The sequence below is a fragment of the Candidimonas humi genome, assembly GCF_019166065.1.
GTDB classification, from domain to species: Bacteria; Pseudomonadota; Gammaproteobacteria; order Burkholderiales; family Burkholderiaceae_B; genus Candidimonas; species Candidimonas humi.
The window spans coordinates 167,912-186,037 of record NZ_JAHTBN010000002.1; the positions used below are offsets into that span (position 1 = coordinate 167,912).

Annotated in this window: 13 protein-coding genes; 7 read left to right on the forward strand and 6 right to left on the reverse strand. The window is 66.0% G+C overall.

Features of this window, described 5'->3' with window-relative positions:
• Positions 1–5: 5 nt before the first annotated feature.
• Entirely contained in the window at positions 6–1,268 is a 1,263-nt protein-coding gene (locus KVP10_RS04205; RefSeq protein ID WP_376810952.1) for a PepSY-associated TM helix domain-containing protein, read from the forward strand.
• Here KVP10_RS04205 and ssb read toward each other — a convergent pair.
• Together ssb and KVP10_RS04215 are read right to left on the reverse strand one after the other, a co-directional pair.
• Complete coding sequence (ssb, locus tag KVP10_RS04210; RefSeq protein WP_217963229.1) at positions 1,265–1,768, reverse strand: single-stranded DNA-binding protein; 504 nt, start codon at positions 1,766–1,768, stop codon at positions 1,265–1,267. The two genes, KVP10_RS04205 and ssb, sit on opposite strands and share 4 nt — an antisense overlap.
• 327 nt (positions 1,769–2,095) lie before the next feature.
• A complete protein-coding gene (locus KVP10_RS04215) occupies positions 2,096–3,313 on the reverse strand; it encodes an MFS transporter (RefSeq protein ID WP_217963230.1) in 1,218 nt (405 codons plus the stop codon).
• Positions 3,314–3,618: 305 nt separating this feature from the next.
• Here KVP10_RS04215 and uvrA point away from each other — a divergent pair, with 305 nt between their 5' ends.
• Positions 3,619–6,477, forward strand: coding sequence for an excinuclease ABC subunit UvrA (gene uvrA, locus KVP10_RS04220; protein ID WP_217963231.1), 2,859 nt, complete (start codon positions 3,619–3,621; stop codon positions 6,475–6,477).
• Between the two features lie 31 nt (positions 6,478–6,508).
• On the opposite strand, the gene KVP10_RS04225 is transcribed toward uvrA, so the two are convergent.
• Entirely contained in the window at positions 6,509–7,279 is a 771-nt protein-coding gene (locus KVP10_RS04225) for an IclR family transcriptional regulator (protein WP_217963232.1), read from the reverse strand.
• A gap of 312 nt (positions 7,280–7,591) precedes the next feature.
• On the opposite strand from KVP10_RS04225, the gene KVP10_RS04230 reads away from it, so the two are divergent.
• A complete protein-coding gene (locus KVP10_RS04230) occupies positions 7,592–9,208 on the forward strand; it encodes a GMC family oxidoreductase (RefSeq protein WP_217963233.1) in 1,617 nt (538 codons plus the stop codon).
• A 175-nt stretch (positions 9,209–9,383) separates the two neighbouring features.
• A complete protein-coding gene (locus KVP10_RS04235; RefSeq protein ID WP_217963234.1) occupies positions 9,384–10,742 on the forward strand; it encodes an MFS transporter in 1,359 nt (452 codons plus the stop codon).
• Here the strand turns inward: KVP10_RS04235 and KVP10_RS04240 are convergent.
• Genes KVP10_RS04240 through KVP10_RS04250 form a run of 3 tightly spaced genes read right to left on the reverse strand, consistent with a single transcriptional unit; the run spans position 10,711 to position 13,549 of the window.
• On the reverse strand, positions 10,711–11,832 hold the full coding sequence (locus KVP10_RS04240) for a deoxyguanosinetriphosphate triphosphohydrolase (RefSeq protein WP_217963235.1): 1,122 nt from the start codon (positions 11,830–11,832) through the stop codon (positions 10,711–10,713). The genes KVP10_RS04235 and KVP10_RS04240 overlap by 32 nt on opposite strands.
• Positions 11,833–11,849: 17 nt before the next feature.
• Positions 11,850–12,938 (reverse strand): 3-dehydroquinate synthase, encoded by a 1,089-nt coding sequence (gene aroB, locus KVP10_RS04245; RefSeq protein ID WP_246600328.1) that lies wholly within the window; start codon positions 12,936–12,938, stop codon positions 11,850–11,852.
• Positions 12,935–13,549 carry a shikimate kinase gene (locus KVP10_RS04250; RefSeq protein ID WP_217963236.1) on the reverse strand — a complete coding sequence of 205 codons (615 nt, stop codon included), beginning with the start codon at positions 13,547–13,549 and terminating at the stop codon, positions 12,935–12,937. Before KVP10_RS04250 ends, aroB begins: the two co-directional genes overlap by 4 nt.
• A 115-nt stretch (positions 13,550–13,664) precedes the next feature.
• Between KVP10_RS04250 and KVP10_RS04255 the strand changes: the two genes are divergently transcribed.
• From KVP10_RS04255 to lysA, 3 genes are all read left to right on the forward strand, one after another.
• The gene (locus KVP10_RS04255; protein ID WP_217963237.1) at positions 13,665–16,145 is read left to right on the forward strand and encodes a penicillin-binding protein 1A; all 2,481 of its coding nucleotides are present in this window, start codon (positions 13,665–13,667) and stop codon (positions 16,143–16,145) included.
• A 56-nt stretch (positions 16,146–16,201) separates the two neighbouring features.
• A complete protein-coding gene (gene lptM / locus KVP10_RS04260; protein ID WP_217963238.1) occupies positions 16,202–16,435 on the forward strand; it encodes an LPS translocon maturation chaperone LptM in 234 nt (77 codons plus the stop codon).
• Between the two features lie 175 nt (positions 16,436–16,610).
• A complete protein-coding gene (gene lysA, locus KVP10_RS04265; RefSeq protein WP_217963239.1) occupies positions 16,611–17,879 on the forward strand; it encodes a diaminopimelate decarboxylase in 1,269 nt (422 codons plus the stop codon).
• Positions 17,880–18,126 lie beyond the last annotated feature (247 nt).

Below are 18,126 nucleotides of genomic sequence, written 5' to 3' on the forward strand. Positions count from 1 at the left end.
GCGGCATGCGCGGCGCGCTGGTGGCGCTGCACCGCTGGTGCGGCCTGTTCATCGCCGGCTTCCTGTTCATCGCCGGCCTGACCGGGGCGGTGATCGCCTGGGATCACGAACTCGACGAGTGGGTCAATCCGCAGTTGTTCCTGGCCGCCTCCGGTGCGACGGACAGCCCGCTTCCACCGCTGGAGTTGGCGCGCCGGGCCGAAGCGGACGATCCGCGCCTGCGGGTCAGCTTCCTGCCGCTGACGCTGGAGCCCGGCCATACGGCGATGCTGGGTGTCGCCGCACGCATCGACCCCGCCACCGGCGCACCTTACCCTCTGGGCTTCAACCAACTGGCTATGGACCCGGCCACCGGCCTAGTCCAGGGGCGGCGGCAGTGGGGCCAGATATCGCTGTCGCGCGAGAACCTGCTGCCCTTCCTCTACAAACTGCACTACACCATGCATATTCCCAGGGGCTGGGGAATCGACTTCGGAGTGTGGCTAATGGGAATGGTGTCGGCGGTCTGGATTATCGACTGCTTTCTGGCGCTGTATATCTCGTTTCCCAGTGCGCGCACCTGGCGCAAGTCGCTGAGATTCCGGCTGCGCCATGGCGGCGCCAAGCTCAATTTCGATGTCCACCGCTCCGGCGGCGTGTGGGTGTGGAGCCTGCTGCTGATGCTGGCCGTGACCTCGGTGTCGCTGAACCTGGGAACGCAAGTGATGCGGCCGCTAGTGTCGGTTTTCTCGCCCCTGACGCCCTCGCCATTCCAGTCGCGCCAAGGCAGTCGCGAGCGGGAACTGGCCGAACCGCTGCTAGACCGAGAGCAGGCCATCGCAGCAGCCGAGGCCGAGGGCCGCCACCGCGGCTGGACCACTCCCGCTGGATCCATCTTCTACGCCCAGCGCTTCGGCATCTATGGCGTGGCGTTCTTCACGCCGGAAGACGACCGGGACGACGACGGCATGGGGAATGAAGTTCTCTACCTGGACGGGGATACGGGTGCGATCGTCGGCGCAAAGGTGCCGGGTCACGGCACCGGGGGCGACATCTTCATGCAGGCGCAGTTGCCGCTACACTCCGGCCGGCTGCTGGGCACGCCGGGGCGTGTGCTGATGTCGCTCATGGGGATTTTTGTTGCGACGCTGAGCATGACCGGTCTGGTGATCTGGGCACGCAAGCGCCGGGCACGGGCGACGCACAAGTTGCGGTCACAGGCGGCTTCTCGAACTGGCTCCGCTATATCCAATAGCCGCCCTACATCCAAGCGTGCGTCCAGATTCTAGAACGGAATATCGTCATCCATGTCGGCCAGGTTGGCCGGGGCAGACTGCGGCGCGGCCGGACGCTGGCCTTGGGACTGGGCTGGACGCGGGGCGCGTTGCTGCTGGGGCGGAGGAGCGGAATTGCTGAAGCCGCCGCCGCCCGACGAACCCATGCCTTCGCCTTCGCGGCTGCCGAGCATTTGCATCTGGTCGGCGACGATGTCGGTGCTGTAGCGGTCGGCGCCGGTTTCCTTGTCTTGCCACTTGCGGGTCTTGAGGCGGCCTTCTACGTAGACCGAGCGGCCCTTCTTGAGGTATTCGCCGGCGATTTCCGCCAGGCGGTTATAGAACACGACCCGGTGCCATTCGGTTTCTTCCCGACGCTCGCCGGTGGCCTTGTCTTTCCATTGCGATGTGGTGGCAATGGACACGTTGCAGATTGCCGCGCCGTCGGGGCTGTAGCGGACTTCGGGGTCGCGCCCCAGGTTGCCGACGATGATGACTTTGTTGACCGATGCCATGGCGTATCTCTACCGTAAATAGTTTCGTATAGGGTCTATTATCGACGAAATCGGGGCGATCCGATAGGGCGGCTAACGCTACAAGTGGTAGTCCGGATGGACGATCCGAGCCTGGCGGCCTGCGCGACCGGCGCACGAGCGGCGGGCAGCCACGGTTCGGGACATTCGCCGCGGCTGCGCCGCGAGGCAGACGCGATGGGCGGCGCGGGCCGGGCCGCCGCCCAAATCCTAGCGAGTAGCGAACCCCAGGATATTCCGCCGCCCGCCGTTTCAGTCGTCCCGTTTCAACCGCACACTTTCAGCCGTCCCGCTTCCGCCGCTCCCGCTTCAGCCATGCGAGGAATGCGACTTGAAGCCCCGGGCGACGAGGAACCAGACGAAGCTCAGGGCCGCGCCGACCAGGAACACCTTCGAAGCGTCGCCGAAGGACGCCATGAGCCCGCCGATGGCCGCGCCGGCAAACACGCCCAGCGCCTGGGCGGTGTTGTAGAAGCCCAGGGCCAAGCCCTTGAATTCGGGCGGCGCCACGCGCGAAACCAGGGAAGGCTGCAGCGCCTCCAGGATGTTGAAGGCGATGAAAAAGCCGATGAACATCACCACCAGGGTCAGGAACATGTGGCTGGCCAGCGGCATCAGGGCCAGCACCACCGCCAGGCCGGCCACGGAGACTTCCAGCGCCAGCTTGTGCGCATGCCGGGTCTCGGCGTAGAACACCGCCGGCACCATCAGCACGAACGACATCAGGATGACCGGCAGATAGACTTCCCACAAATGCGCCGAGTCGTAGCCGCCCAGGCGGGCCAGCAGCCCGGGCGCCACCACGAAGATGGACATCAGCACGAAGTGCAGGCAGAACACGCCGAAATTCAGGCGCAGCAGGTCGGCGTGGCGCAGCACGTCGCGCGGGCGCGCCTGCACGATGGGCGACTTGATCTGGGGCACGGCCGGCACGACGAAGCAGGCGATCATCAGGCAGACGAAGCCCAGCAGGCTGATGGCCCAGAACAACCCGGACAAGCCGAATTCGCCCACCAGCAAGGGCGAAAGCACCAGGGAGGCGGCAAAGGATATGCCGATGGAGCCGCCCACCATGGCCATGGCGCGCGTACGCACTTCGGGGCGGGTGGCGTCGGCCACCCAGGCGGTGATGGCGGCCGAGATCGCCCCCAGGCCTTGGACCACGCGGCCGGCGATGATCCAGTCGATATTCGGGGCCAGGGCGCACATCACCCCGCCGACGATGAACAGCAGCATGCCCGCGGCGATCACGGGGCGGCGGCCGTAGCGGTCGGAGGCCATGCCCAGGGGCACCTGCAGGAAAGCCTGGGTCAGGCCATAGGCGCCCAGCGCCAGGCCGACCCGGGCGGCATCGTTGCCGCCGGGAATGGTATGGGCCGCCACGGCGAATACCGGGGTCAGCAGGAACAGGCCTAGCATGCGGCAGGCGAACAGCAGGGCCAGCATGACGCTGGCGCGCCGCTCGGTGGGCGTGAGCTTGAGGCGGGCGCGTTCGGATCGTCCGGGATGGGCGGTATGGTGAGTCATAAAGGGGGACTCTTTCTGAAAACGAGAGGTACGGCGCGGGCCTGCGGTCCGTTACGTACGGGATTGCAATACAAGGAGGCCCTGCGCGCGGCCGTAGGCCGCATACGGCACAAGCAGTACGGCAAGGCGAAGCAACGCCTGTGTCTTGTCATTGCATACCGATACAGGCGCCTTCGGGATCAGACCTGCCGCCCGTGATCGGGTTCCCCTGCCAGGGGCTGGCCTGGGGGTCGACAGGGCCGGGAGCAAAGATCGGGCCTGCGCGCTATAGTAACAAGTTAGCCTTTGGATTACCTGAAAGATTGATGGACGCGATTCGCATCCGTGGTGCCCGCACGCACAACCTGAAAAATATCTCCGTCGACCTGCCGCGGCGCAAGCTGGTGGTGGTGACGGGCTTGTCGGGCTCCGGCAAGTCTTCGCTTGCCTTCGACACGCTGTACGCAGAGGGGCAGCGGCGCTATGTCGAGAGCCTGTCGGCCTACGCGCGCCAGTTCCTGCAATTGATGGACAAGCCCGACGTGGACCTGATAGAGGGGCTGTCGCCGGCGATCTCCATCGAGCAGAAGTCGGCGGGGCACAACCCGCGCTCGACGGTGGGCACGATTACCGAAATCCACGACTACCTGCGCCTGCTGTATGCGCGTGTGGGCACGCCCTATTGTCCCGAACACGGCCTGCCGCTGCAGGCCCAGAACGTCAGCCAGATGGTGGACAAGGTGCTGGCCTGGGCTCCCGATACACGCCTGGCCATCCTGGCGCCGCTGGCGCGTTCGCGCAAGGGCAGCTTCGAGGAACAGTGCGCGGAACTGCAGTCGCAGGGCTATGTGCGCGTGCGGGTCGACGGCGAAATGATGGCCCTGGACCAGCTCGGGCCCTTGAAGAAAACCGAAAAGCACGACATCGATGTGGTCATAGACCGCCTGCGCGTGCGCCCCGAAAGCCAGCAGCGCCTGGCCGAAAGCTTCGAAACCGCCCTGGGCCTGGCCGAAGGCCGCGCGGTGGCGCTGAACATGGATACCGGCGAAGAGCAGGCCTTCTCCAGCCGCTACGCCTGTCCGCTGTGCCACCGCAGCCTCACCGAGCTGGAACCGCGCCTGTTCAGCTTCAATAATCCGGTAGGGGCGTGCCCCACCTGCGACGGCCTGGGGCACGTGGAATTCTTCGACCCCAAGCGGGTGGTGGCTTTTCCCGAACTGAGCCTGGCGAGCGGCGCGATCCACGGCTGGGACCGCCGCAACGCCTTCACCCACACGCTGCTCACCAGCCTGGCGGCGCATTACGGCTTCGATATCGACACCCCCTTCGAAGACCTGGCGCCAGAAGTGCAGCAGCATGTGCTGTACGGCTCCGGCAAGGAAGAAATCCCCTTCCTGTACCTGAACGAGAAGGGCCGCTCCACGATCAAGAAGCACGTCTTCGAGGGGATCATCCCCAACCTGGAACGGCGCTGGCGCGAAACCGACTCCAATGCGGTGCGCGAAGAGCTCGGCAAGCTGCGCCACGTCAAGACGTGCCCGGCCTGCGGCGGCTCGCGCCTGCGCCCCGAGGCGCGCAATGTGCTGATCGGCGACGAGCCCGGCGCCGGCGAACGGCGCGGCCGCGCCATCTTCGAGGTCGAGGCCATGCCGCTGTCGGCCTGCCTGGACTGGTTCGAGGCCCTGGAACTGAGCGGCGCCAAGAAAGAAATCGCCGAGCGCATCGTGCGCGAGATCAAGGCGCGCCTGGAATTCCTGAACAACGTGGGCCTGAGCTACTTGTCGCTGGACCGCAGCGCCGACACGATTTCCGGCGGCGAGGCCCAGCGCATCCGGCTGGCCAGCCAGATCGGCTCGGGGCTGACCGGCGTGATGTACGTGCTGGACGAACCGTCCATCGGGCTGCACCAGCGCGACAACGACCGCCTGATCGACACCCTGCGCCACCTGCGCGACCTGGGCAATAGCGTCATCGTGGTCGAGCACGACGAGGACATGATCCGTTCGGCCGATTTCGTGCTCGACATGGGTCCCGGCGCCGGCGAGCATGGCGGCTGCGTGGTCGCCAGCGGCACGCCGCAGGCGCTGATCGAGAATCCCGAATCGCTCACCGGCCAGTATCTGAGCGGCGCGCGGCGCATCGGCGTACCGGCGCGCCGCCCTGTGAATGACGAGCTGCCGTGGCTGCGGCTGAAGGGCTGCACCGGCAACAACCTCAAGTCGGTCGACCTGGCGCTGCCTGCCGGGCGCCTGGTGTGCATCACCGGCGTCTCGGGTTCGGGCAAGTCGACGCTGATCAACGACACGCTGGTCGCCGCAGTCGCCCGCCAGTTGCACCGGGCCCAGGCCGAACCGGCACCCTACGAATCGCTGGAAGGCCTGTCGCACTACGACAAGATCATCAACGTCGACCAGAGCCCCATAGGGCGCACGCCGCGCAGTAACCCGGCCACCTATACCGGCATGTTCACGCCGATCCGCGAGCTGTTCGCCGGCGTGCCCGAGTCGCGCACCCGCGGCTACGACCCCGGACGCTTCTCGTTCAACGTCAAGGGCGGGCGCTGCGAGGCCTGCCAGGGCGACGGCGTAGTCAAGGTCGAGATGCACTTCCTGCCCGACATGTACGTGCCCTGCGATGTCTGCGGCGGCCGGCGCTACAACCGCGAGACCCTGGAAATCCGCTACCGCGGGCGCACCATCAGCGAAGTGCTGGACATGACCGTGGAACAGGCGCTGCAGTACTTCGAGGCCGTGCCCACCGTGGCGCGCAAGCTCAATACCCTGATGGACGTGGGCCTGTCCTATGTGCGCCTGGGCCAGAGCGCCACCACGCTGTCCGGTGGCGAGGCGCAGCGCGTCAAACTGTCGCAGGAACTGTCCAAGCGCAGCACCGGACGCACCCTGTATATCCTGGACGAGCCCACTACCGGGCTGCACTTCCACGATATCGCCATGCTGCTGGACGTGCTGCGCCGGCTGGTGGACGCCGGCAACACCGTGGTCATCATCGAGCACAACCTGGACGTCATCAAGACGGCCGACTGGGTGGTGGACATGGGGCCGGAAGGCGGCGACGGCGGCGGACGCATCGTGGCGCAGGGCACGCCCGAAGACATCGCCGCCAATCCCGCCAGCCACACGGGGCACTACCTGAAGGCCATCCTGGACGCGGCGCCCGTGGCCTGACACCGGCCGCCCGGCCGGCACCACTTGCGGCCTACCACAGCACCGTCTCATCCCCCAGGGCGCGGCCCATGTCGATGGCCGCCTGCTTCAGTACCGGCACCGATTCCAGCAGGAAATCCATGGACGTACGTGCCGTGGGGCCGTGGCAGGCCACCGCGGCGATGACCCTGCCCCGGGCGTCCAGCACCGGCACGGCCACGGCCACCATGCCCAGCACGAATTCCTCGCGATCCATGCCCAGGCCGCGCCGGCGGATGCCGTCGAGTTCGGCCTCGAGCTGGGCGCGACCGGTCAGCGTGCGCGGCGTGTGGCGCTCGAGCCGGATGCGGTCCAGCACCTGGGCGCGGTGCGCCGGCTCCATGCTGGCCAGCATCAGCTTGCCGCTGGCCGTGCAATGCAACGGCACATGGATACCCACGTCCATTTTCAGGCGCAGCAACTGCGAAGTCTCGACGCGTTCCAGGTAGCGGATCTCGTCGCCCTCCAGGGCGGTCAGGTTGCAGGTCTCGCCCAGCTCCCGCACCAGTTGCATGAGTATGGCACGCGAAGAGCGCGAGAAATGCGGCGTGCGCAAGGTGGCCAGGGCGAGCTGGGTGGCGCGCGGCCCCAGCACGTAGCCCCGTTCATTGGGCGCTTGGACCACCAGGCCCGACTCCACCAGCGACTGCAGCGTGCGCATCAGGGTGGTCTTGGGCAGGTCCAGCCGCTGCGCAAGCTGCGCCAGGGTCTGGGGATGCTGCGCGCACGCCAGTTGCTCCAGCAGATAGGGAACCCGCAGATAGCGGCTGACCGGGTTGGACATGGCGTGACTGTGCCTGTTCGCTCGCACCAAGACCTGTCCGCGCTCCGGAAGAGATGCCGCAAGACCGCAAAAAAGCCCTGGAAAAGGAGTGGGCCGCATGCCCGGCGGGCATGTGGGCGGCCGCAATCCTCCACTAATGAAACACTGGCGAAACTTTCTGTTCCGCCAGTGAAATTCCCGCAGATTCTAGCTTGTGGCCCACTCAAAAATCAATAAACATGAGATGAATAGTTCCAATAAATACACATAGAGAGATATCGCGCGCGGCTGCCAGGTTCCCGGCCGCGCCCGGGCGCGTAGGCAGGAGACATCATGGCGGACAAGGTGGACTACATCATCGTCGGCGGCGGATCGGCCGGCTGCGTCCTGGCAAATCGCCTCAGCGAGAACGGCAAATATTCCGTGTGCCTCCTGGAGGCCGGGCCGCCGGACCGCAATATCTGGATCCACATCCCCATCGGCTACGGCAAGACGATGTTCCACAAGACGCTGAACTGGGGCTTCTATACGGATCCGGACCCCAATATGCTGGGGCGCAAGATCTATTGGCCGCGCGGCCGCACGCTGGGCGGCTCCAGCTCGATCAACGGCCTGATCTATATCCGCGGCCAGAAGCAGGACTACGATCGCTGGGCCGGGCAGGGCAACCCCGGCTGGGGCTGGGACGACTGCCTGCCGTACTTTCGCAAGCTGGAAAACAATGACCTGGGCCCCGGCCCCACCCGCGGCACGCAAGGGCCCTTGAACGCCTCGTCCATCAAGACCCCGCACCCGCTGGTCGAGGCGCTGATCCGCGCCGGCGATACGCTGGGCCTGCGCAGGCTGCAGGACTTCAACACCGGCGACCTGGAAGGCGTGGGCTACTACCAGCTCACCACTCGCAACGGCAAACGCTGCTCGACCGCCGTGGCGTACCTGGACCCTGCCCGCGGGCGCCCCAAGCTGCGCATCGAGACCGACGCCCAGGTCATGGCGGTGACCATGCAGGGCAAGCGCGCCACCGGCGTGCGCTACCGCAAGGGCGGCACGCAGCGCACCCTGGCGGCCAATCGGGAAGTGATCCTGTCGGCCGGGGCGATCCAGTCGCCGCAGTTGCTGCAGCTCTCGGGCCTGGGGCCCGCCGAACTGCTGGCCGAACACGGCATCCCCGTGGTCAAGGACATGTCCGGCGTGGGCAAGAACCTGCAGGACCATCTGCAAATACGCCTGATCTACGAGGTCAACAAGCCCATCACTACCAATGACCAGTTGCGCAGCCTCTGGGGCCAGGCGCGCATCGGCTTGCAATGGCTGCTGTTCCGAGGCGGCCCCCTGGCCATAGGCATCAACCAGGGGGCGGTGTTCTGCCGCGCCATGCCGGAAAGCGCCACGCCCGATATTCAATTCCATTTCGGCACGCTATCGGCCGACATGGCCGGCGGCGACGTCCACCCGTTTTCCGGCTGCACGTATTCCGTCTGCCAATTGCGGCCCGAATCGCGCGGCGAGATCAGGATCCGTTCGGCGGACCCGTTCGAGGCCCCGTCCATGCAGCCCAATTACCTCTCGGCCGAGCTGGATCGGCGCACCGCGGTAGCTGCCGTGAAGTACGCGCGCAGGCTGGCCGCCGCCGCGCCGCTGAGCCAACTGATGGAACGCGAATACCGGCCCGGCCCGGACGTGCGCAGCGACGACGAAATCCTGCATTTCTGCCGCGAATACGGGGCGACCATCTTCCACCCATCGGGCACCGCCAGGATGGGCCCGGCATCCGATCCCGGCGCGGTCGTCGACGCCCGCCTGAAAGTGCACGGCATCGACGGCCTGCGCGTGGTCGACGCATCAATCATGCCTACGCTGGTTTCCGGCAACACCAATGTGCCCGTGGTCATGGTCGCGGAACGCGCTGCGGATTTCATCCTGCAGGACGCCACCGGGCGGAATACATGAATACCGGCCCGGCCGCAGCGTCTGCGGCCGGGCATGCACAAACAAGAAAGGCCCTGCCCCGCGAGGGCGCGCCGCCGCTGCACTCACTCCAGCCCCGTCCGCGCCGCGGCGGGGTTGGCCGAACCGGGCCCAGCCCGACATCGCAGTCATTGCCAAAGGCATAGGGGACAAATACATGGACACTACGAATCAACGCGATGACCCTCACAGGCATCTCATCGGCAAGGTCGTCGCCTCGTCGCTGGTCGGAACGACGATCGAATGGTACGACTTCTTCCTGTACGGCATCATCGCCGGCGTCGTCTTCAACAAGCTGTACTTTCCCGGCCACGATCCGCTGGTCAGCACGCTGCTGGCATACGCCACTTTCGCCGTGGGCTTCGTGGCGCGGCCGGTGGGCGGCGTCATCTTCGGTCACTTCGGAGACCGCATAGGCCGCAAGAGCATGCTGATCTTCACGCTGATACTGATGGGCGTGGCCACATTCCTGATCGCCCTGATTCCCTCGTACGATTCGATCGGCATCTGGGCGCCCATCCTGCTGCTGCTGTGCCGCATCGTGCAGGGCCTGGGGCTGGGCGGGGAATGGGGCGGCTCGGTGCTCATGACCTATGAGTACGCCAAGCCGGGGCGCCACGGCCTGTATGCCTCGATACCGCAGATCGGCCTGTCGATCGGCCTGTGCCTGGCCTCGGGCGTGGTGGCGCTGCTTTCCGGCCTGCTCAGCAACGAGGCGTTCCTCGCCTGGGGCTGGCGCATCGCGTTCGGGCTCTCTGCCTTGCTGGTGATAATCGGCATCTACATACGCCTGGTGGTGCAGGAAACGCCCGAGTTCGCCAAGATCAAGGCGGCCAATGCCGAGGTCCGGGTTCCCTTCATGGACATGCTCAGGCGCTACCCCGGCAATATCCTCAAGGGCATGGGCGCGCGCTACATCGACGGCGTCTTCTTCAATGTCTTCGCCGTATTCGCAATCGCCTACCTGGCCAACACGGTGAAGATCAACCGTACCGAGGCCCTGGTCGGCGTGATGGCGGCGGCAGTGGTGATGTGCTTCTTCATCCCGCTGTTCGGCCACATCTCGGACAAGGTGGGCCGCGTACGCACCTACTTCTGGGGCTCGCTCATCACCGGATTCTCGGCACTGCCGGCGTTCTGGATCATGCACAATTATTCCGGCCACATCATGGCGGTATGGCTGTCCATCGTGATCCCCTTCGGCATACTCTACGCCTCGATCTACGGCCCCGAGGCGGCGCTGTTCTGCGAGCTGTTCGACACCAAGGTGCGCTACACGGGGATCTCGTTCGTCTACCAGTTCTCGGGCATCTTCGCCTCGGGGATCACGCCCATGATCGCCACGGCCCTGCTCAAGGCGAACAACGGGCAACCCTGGTACATCGTGGCGTACGTGATCTTCGCGGGCGTGGTCTCGGCCATCAGCGCCTTGCTGATAGGCCGGACGGCTGCGCCCACGGGGGCCGGCGCGCCGGCGCGCGCGTCTACATACGGAACAACTGCTCGTGTTCCCTGATGGCGTAGCGATCCGTCATGCCCGCAATGTAGTCGGCGATGGCGCGTGCCTGCGCCACCTCGCCATCGCGCCGATGATCGGGCGGCAGTAGCCGCGGCTCGTTCAGGAAGGCCACGAACAGTTCGCGCACGATGCGCCGCGCCTTGTTCGTCATGCGCATGACGCGGTAATGGCGATACAGGTTGTCCATCAGGAAACTCTTGAGCGCATCGGCCTGGCGGCGCATGGACGCCGAGAACGAGGCCAGGGGCGGGCAGCGCCGGACGGCGTCGACGCTGTCCGGCCCATGCCGCCCGATATTGGCCAGCGTGGTTTCGGTCAGGTCCAGCACCAGCGTATTGATCATGGCCCGTATGGTCTCGGACACCGCGCGGCGGCTGTCGACGCGCGGATACGCACGCAGCACCGCCGCATGGTGCGTGGCGAAGATTTCCAGCATCTGCAGTTGCTGGATGCCGATCAGCCCCGAGCGCAGCCCATCGTCGATGTCGTGGTTGTTATAGGCGATCTCGTCGGCCAGGTTGGCGATCTGCGCCTCCAGCGAAGGCTGGGTGCCGTCCAGGAAACGCGCGCCCACGTCGCCCAGCAGGCGCGCATGGCGCGCCGAGCAGTGCTTGAGTATGCCCTCGCGCGTCTCGAAGCACAGATTCAGGCCATTGAACTCGGCGTAGCGCTCTTCGAGCTCATCGACCACCCTCAGGCTCTGCAGATTGTGCTCGAAGCCGCCGACTTCGGGGGCCAGCTCGCGCAGGCATTTGTTCAGCTCGTCCTGCCCGGCATGGCCGAAGGGCGTATGCCCCAGGTCGTGCGCCAGGGCAATGGCCTCGGTGAGATCTTCGTTCAGATCCAGGTTGCGCGCCAGGCTGCGGGCGATCTGTGCCACCTCGATGCTGTGCGTGAGCCGCGTGCGGAACAGGTCGCCCTCGTGATTGATGAAGACCTGCGTCTTGTATTCCAGCAAACGGAAGGCATTGCAATGGACGATACGGTCGCGGTCGCGCTGGAACTGGCTGCGGCCGGCCGGCGGCGCCTCGGCGTGCAGGCGCCCGCGCGTATGCGCCGGGTCGCAGGCATAGACGGCGAGCGCCATTTTCGCCGGCCCGTCAGTCAGGCGGGATGCGCGGCGGCGCGTTCCAGGACCGCCTGCAAGGCAGCCTCGGGCGCCGGCTGGAACACCGCCCTGCCGATCTCAGGCAGCAGCACGAAACGCAGCGTGCCGCCTTCGGTCTTTTTGTCCACCTGCATGAGATCGATCCAGCGCTGGGTGCCCAGATCGGGCGCTTGTACCGGGCAGCCTATGGCCTGCACCAGGGCGCGCACGCGCTCGACACTGGCGCTGTCCAGGCCGAGGCAGGCCTGCGAGAGTTCGGCGGCCTGCACCATGCCGCAGCCCACCGCCTCGCCGTGCAGCCACCGGCCGTAGCCCAGGCCGGACTCGATGGCGTGGCCGAAGGTATGGCCGAAATTGAGAATGGCGCGCAGCCCCGATTCGCGCTCGTCCTGCGACACCACCCAGGCCTTGAGTTCGCACGAGCGCTGGATGGCGTAGGCGAGTGCCGCCGGTTCCAGCCGTTGCAAGGCGTCCACATTGCGTTCGCACCAGGCGAAGAAATCGGCGTCGATGATCAGGCCGTACTTGATGACTTCGGCCAGGCCCGCGGAGATCTCGCGCTGCGGCAGCGTGGCCAGCACGTCGATGTCGATCTCGACGGCGATCGGCTGGTAGAACGCGCCGATCATGTTCTTGCCCAGGGGGTGGTTGACGGCGGTCTTGCCCCCCACCGAGGAATCGACCTGCGCGAGCAAGGTAGTAGGCACCTGCACGAAACGTATGCCGCGCATGTACGTGGCCGCGGCAAAGCCGCAGATGTCGCCGACCACGCCGCCGCCCAGCGCCACCAGCACGGCGCGCCGGTCGAGCCGGTTGCGCAGCAGCGCGTCGTAGATCAGGTTCAGCGTCTGCCAGTCCTTGTAGGACTCGCCGTCGGGCAGCTCGATGCGTACCAGGCGCTTGCCGGTCTGCTCGAGTGCGGCCTGCACGCGCTGCGCGTAGAGCGCGGCCACCGTGGAATTGGTGACGACGGCGATCGCCGTGGCGTCCTGCGGAATACTGTGCGCCAGATGGTCCAGGCGGCCGGACCCTATGTGGATCGGATAGCTGCCCCCCGGGGTGTCGACATCTACGGTGGTAATCATGCGGTCTCGTGTTTCTGCAGCATCGGAATCAGCGACTGTACCACCTGGGGAACGGGCATGAGCCCCGTTTCGAACACCAGGTTGGCCACCTCTTCATACAAGGGCTCGCGCTGGGCCAGGAGTTCGGCGATGCGCCCGCGCGGATCGACGGTCTGCAGCAAGGGGCGGCCGCGGTCGCGCGCCACGCGGCGGTACAATTCGTCACCCTTGGCGCGCAAATATATGACCAGGCCGTGGTCGCGCAGGCAACGGCGATTGGCCTCGGCCAGCACGGCGCCGCCCCCGGTGGCGATGATAATGTCGTTGCGCTGCGCGCATTCTTGCAACAGGGCCGATTCGCGGCGACGGAACCCTTCTTCGCCCTCGATGTCGAAAATCAGCGACACCCGCACGCCGCAGCGCGCCTCGAGCTCGTGGTCGAGGTCGAGGAATTCTCGACCCAATTGCTTGGCGAGCTGCCGGCCTATGGTCGTCTTGCCGGCCCCCATCATGCCGACGAGAAAGATCGGACGGTCGCCGCATAGCGTATTCGCAGCCTTCCGCGGCGCCGGCGCCGCAGCCGCTTCCGTGGATTGCGCCGGCATGGCGCCCCCGTATAAAGAGTTATTCATTTGTGTATTATCCCACTTGCAAACCCGAGGCGGACGGCCATGCCGCAGCATTCGGTTACATTAAGCCGAAGCGTAAACACGGGTCTCGCCCCCGTTGGACTTAAAATCGCCCGTAATGAGTTCTTCTACCTCCCCCAATAAATCCCGGTCCGGCCCCTCTTCCTGGATCGGGCGCTTCTTTTTGAAGGCAGTGGTCTTTTTCGCGGGGCTCGGGCTGTGCGGCGTACTCCTGGGCACGCTGGCGCTGGCACTGGCCTGGCCGAACCTGCCCGACCTTCATGCCATGACGGACTATCGGCCGCGCATACCCTTGCGCATCTACACCGCCGACAAGGTCCTGATCGGCGAGTTCGGCGAAGAGCGGCGCAATGTGCTGCGCTTCAACGAAATCCCCGACGTCATGAAGTCCGCCATCCTGTCGGCCGAAGACGACCGCTTCTACCAGCACGGCGGCATCGACTGGTCGGGCGTGGCGCGCGCCATGCTGGCCAACATCACGCACATGTCCAAGGCACAGGGCGCCAGCACCATCACGATGCAGGTTGCACGCAATTTCTACCTGTCCTCGGAAAAGACCTACACCCGCAAGTTCTACGAACTGCTGCTCACCTTCAAGATCGAGTCCACGCTTACCAAAGACCAGATCCTCGATCTGTACATGAACCAGATCTACCTCGGCCACCGGGCCTATGGCTTCGCCGCCGCCTGCCGCACTTATTTCGGCAAGCCGCTGTCCGAGATCACCCCCGCCGAAGCGGCCATGCTGGCCGGCATACCCAAGGCGCCCTCGCGCTTCAACCCCATCGCCAACTTCAAGCGCGCCAAGATCCGCCAGGCCTACGTGCTGGGCCGCATGAAGGCCCTGGGCTACCTGACCGACGACGAATACAAGCAGGCCATGGCGCAGCCCATCCAGTTGAGATCGTCGGCCGGCACGCAGAACGGCAGCTACTCCATCCATGGCGACTACGTGGCCGAGCTGGCGCGCCAGCTGATGTACAACATCTACCAGGACGACATCTACTCGCGCGGCTTCAACGTCTACACCACCGTCAACTCGCAGGACCAGGAACAGGCCTACAAGGCCGTGCGCGACGGCGTGCTCGACTACACGCGCCGCTCGCCCTACCCCGGGCCAGAAGAAACCATAGACCTGCCCGCCGGCGTCGAGAAAGACTCCGCCAAGCTCGATTCCATCCTCGACGACCTGCAGGACAAATACGCCGACAGCGGCAACCTGCTGATGGGCCTGGTGCTGTCGGCTTCGCCCACCAAGATCACGGTGGCCCGCAGCTCGCAGGAAATCATCGACATCACCGACAAGCGGGCCCTGCGCGTGGTGGCGCGCGGCCTGGTCAAGAACGCCAGCAAGAAGGTGCGCATCCAGCGCGGTTCGGTGGTCTATATCCACAAGAACGGCGACTACTGGGAAGTCATCAACATGCCCGCCGTGCAGGCGGCCTTCGTGGCCGTCAGGCCCGAAGACGGCGCCATCCAGGCTATGGTCGGCGGCTTCGACTTCGACCAGGGCAAGTTCAATCGCGTGACCCAGGCCTGGCGCCAGCCGGGCTCCAGCTTCAAGCCCTTCCTGTACGCCTCGGCGCTGGAACGCGGCCTGACCCCGGCCACGCAGATTTCCAACGAGCCCTTCTCGCTCACCGCCGCGCAGACCGGCTCCAAGCCCTGGACGCCGAAGAACTACGGCAATGAATACAACCCCATGCTCACCATGCGCGAGGGCCTGTACAAGTCCATGAACATGGTCTCCATACGCATCATGCAGGCGGTGGGGCCCAAGTACGTGCAAGACTACATCACCCGCTTCGGCTTCGACCGCGCCCGCCAGCCCGCAGTGCTGCCGCTGGCGCTGGGCGCCGGCAGCGTCACGCCTTTGCAGATGGCCGGCGCCTACTCGGTCTTCGCCAACGGCGGCTACCGGGTGCCCCCATACCTGATCGATCACGTCACCGACAGCAGCGGCAAGACCATCATGCAGGCCAAGCCCACCGTGGCCGGCGACGCCGCCGCACGCGTCATCGACCCGCGCACGGTCTACGTCATGGACGACATGCTGCGCGGCGTCGCCACCTACGGCACCGGCGCGCGCGTGCACCGCGAACTGCACCGCGACGACATCGGCGGCAAGACCGGCACCACCAACGAATCCCACGACGCCTGGTTCGCCGGCTTCACCCCGCACCTCGTGGGCATCGCCTGGATGGGCTACGACCAGCCGCGTTCGCTGGGCTCGCGCGAGACCGGCGGCGGTGCGGCCCTGCCCATATGGCTGGACTTCATGCGCTTCGCCCTGAAAGGCCAGCCGCAGACCCCGCCCGGGCCCATGCCTTCGGGCCTGAGCAAGATCGACGGCGACTACTACTTCTCGGAATTCCCGCCCGGGCAGGCCATCGCCCGCGTCGGGCTGCCCGCCCTGCCGGGCATGGACACTAGCCCGGCGCCCGGCAGCAACGGCGCCGCCCCCGGCGCACCCGGCACCAACCCCGACGACGGCATCAACAATCTGTTGAACCACCTGCAGGGCCAGGCGGCCCCGAGCGACCAGGGCGCGGCCCAGACGCAAAAAGTACAATTCTAAGGTTCGAAGCCGGGCTCCCGCCCGGCGAACCCATTCTGTCCATTTGGAGTCACCTCATGCAAGCGTCTTCCGGACCGGCGCGAGCCCGTCATACGCCCCGTATCGCAGCCGGCCTGTTCCTGCTGGCGCTATTGGCCGGCTGCGGCTACAAAGGCCCCCTGTACATGCCCCGGCCGCCCGCCCCCGACGCGTCCCTGACCAAGCCGCCCCAAAGCGTGCAACTGCCGGCCGAAAAAAGCAGCACGGGCGACAATACCGCCACGCCTGCCGCCAGCCAACCCGTCAAATAAGCCGCCGGCCCGGCCGCCCGTGCCGCGGCTTGCATTACACTGTGCGGCCATCGCGCCCCGGGCACCAAGCCCGGCGCCCGGCGCCGCGGCCAAGCATCGTAGACCGGCCCAGGCCGTACCATCGCCACTTTTTCGCAGCACCTACTTTCCTTACATCCGTCACGCCAGCCCCATCATGACCGTCGCCCCCCAATTCGCCTACCGCGGCAACGAGCTGTACGCCGAAGACGTCCCGCTTTCCCGGCTGGCACAGGAATTCGGCACCCCGCTCTACGTCTACTCGCGCCGCGCATTGCGCGAAGCCTGGGCAGCCTACCGGACCGCCGCCGAAGGCCGCAACGTCCTCGTCTGCTACGGCATGAAGGCCAACTCCAACCTCGGGGTCCTGAACGAATTCAAGAACCTCGGCGCCGGCTTCGACATCGTCTCAGGTGGCGAACTGGCCCGCGTCCTGGCCATAGGCGGAGACCCCGGCAAGATCGTGTTTTCCGGCGTCGGCAAACAAGCCGCAGAAATGCAGGCCGCGCTGCGGGCCGGCGTCAAATGCTTCAACGTCGAATCGGAAGCCGAACTGCAGCGCCTGTCGCAAGTGGCGCAGGCCGAGGGCCGCGTGGCCGCCGTGTCGCTGCGCGTCAACCCCGACGTCGATGCCCAGACCCATCCCTATATCTCCACCGGCCTGAAGCAGAACAAATTCGGCATCGCCATCGACATCGCCCCGCGGGTATACCGCCAGGCCGCCGCCCTGCCCGGCATAGAAGTGGTGGGGGCCGACTGCCACATCGGCTCGCAGATCACCGAGACCGGCCCCTACCTGGACGCGCTCGACAAACTGCTGGTCCTCATCGCCAGCCTGGCCGAGCAAGGCATACACATCAAGCACCTCGACCTCGGCGGCGGCCTGGGCATACGCTACAAGGACGAAACCCCGCTGCCGCCCAAGGCCCTGCTGGACCAGGTATTCGACCGCCTGGACGCGCAAGGCCTGGGCCATCTGCAATTGGTGCTGGAACCCGGCCGTTCGATGGTGGGCAACGCCGGAGTGCTGCTGACCCGGGTGGAATACCTGAAGCACGGCGAGGCCCGCAACTTCGCCATCGTCGACGCAGCCATGAACGACCTGCTGCGCCCCACCCTGTACGACGCCTGGCACGGCGTCGAACCGGTACAGCCGCGCGACGGCGACCCGGCCCAGACCTACGACATCGTCGGCCCCATCTGCGAAAGCGGCGACTGGCTGGCGCGCGACCGCCGCCTGGCCATCCGCCAGGGCGACCTGCTCGCCATCATGTCCGCGGGCGCCTACGGCTTCGTGATGTCCAGCCAATACAACACCCGCCCGCGCGCCGCCGAAATCATGGTCGACGGCGACCGCTACCACGTCCTGCGCCCGCGCGAAACCGTAGAAAGCCTCTACGCCGGCGAATCGGCACTGCCCTGGTAAGAAGACCTCCAAGCACGCCGCCGCTCTTCCAACCGCCTACAAAACGAGTGGAGAGAACGGGGTGCCTCCTGGAGGTGAGTGGGTCATCGAACCGGAAGGAGGTACCCCGTTCTAGGCCGCGCCTAAAGAACCAGCCCCGGCGACGCATACAAAAGCAAGCAATCGGTATTGCCTCGAGAAGAACTCCGCCCCTCGCCCGACTCTCTCAACCGTCTACGACTCGAGCGGAGGGAATGGGGCATCTCCC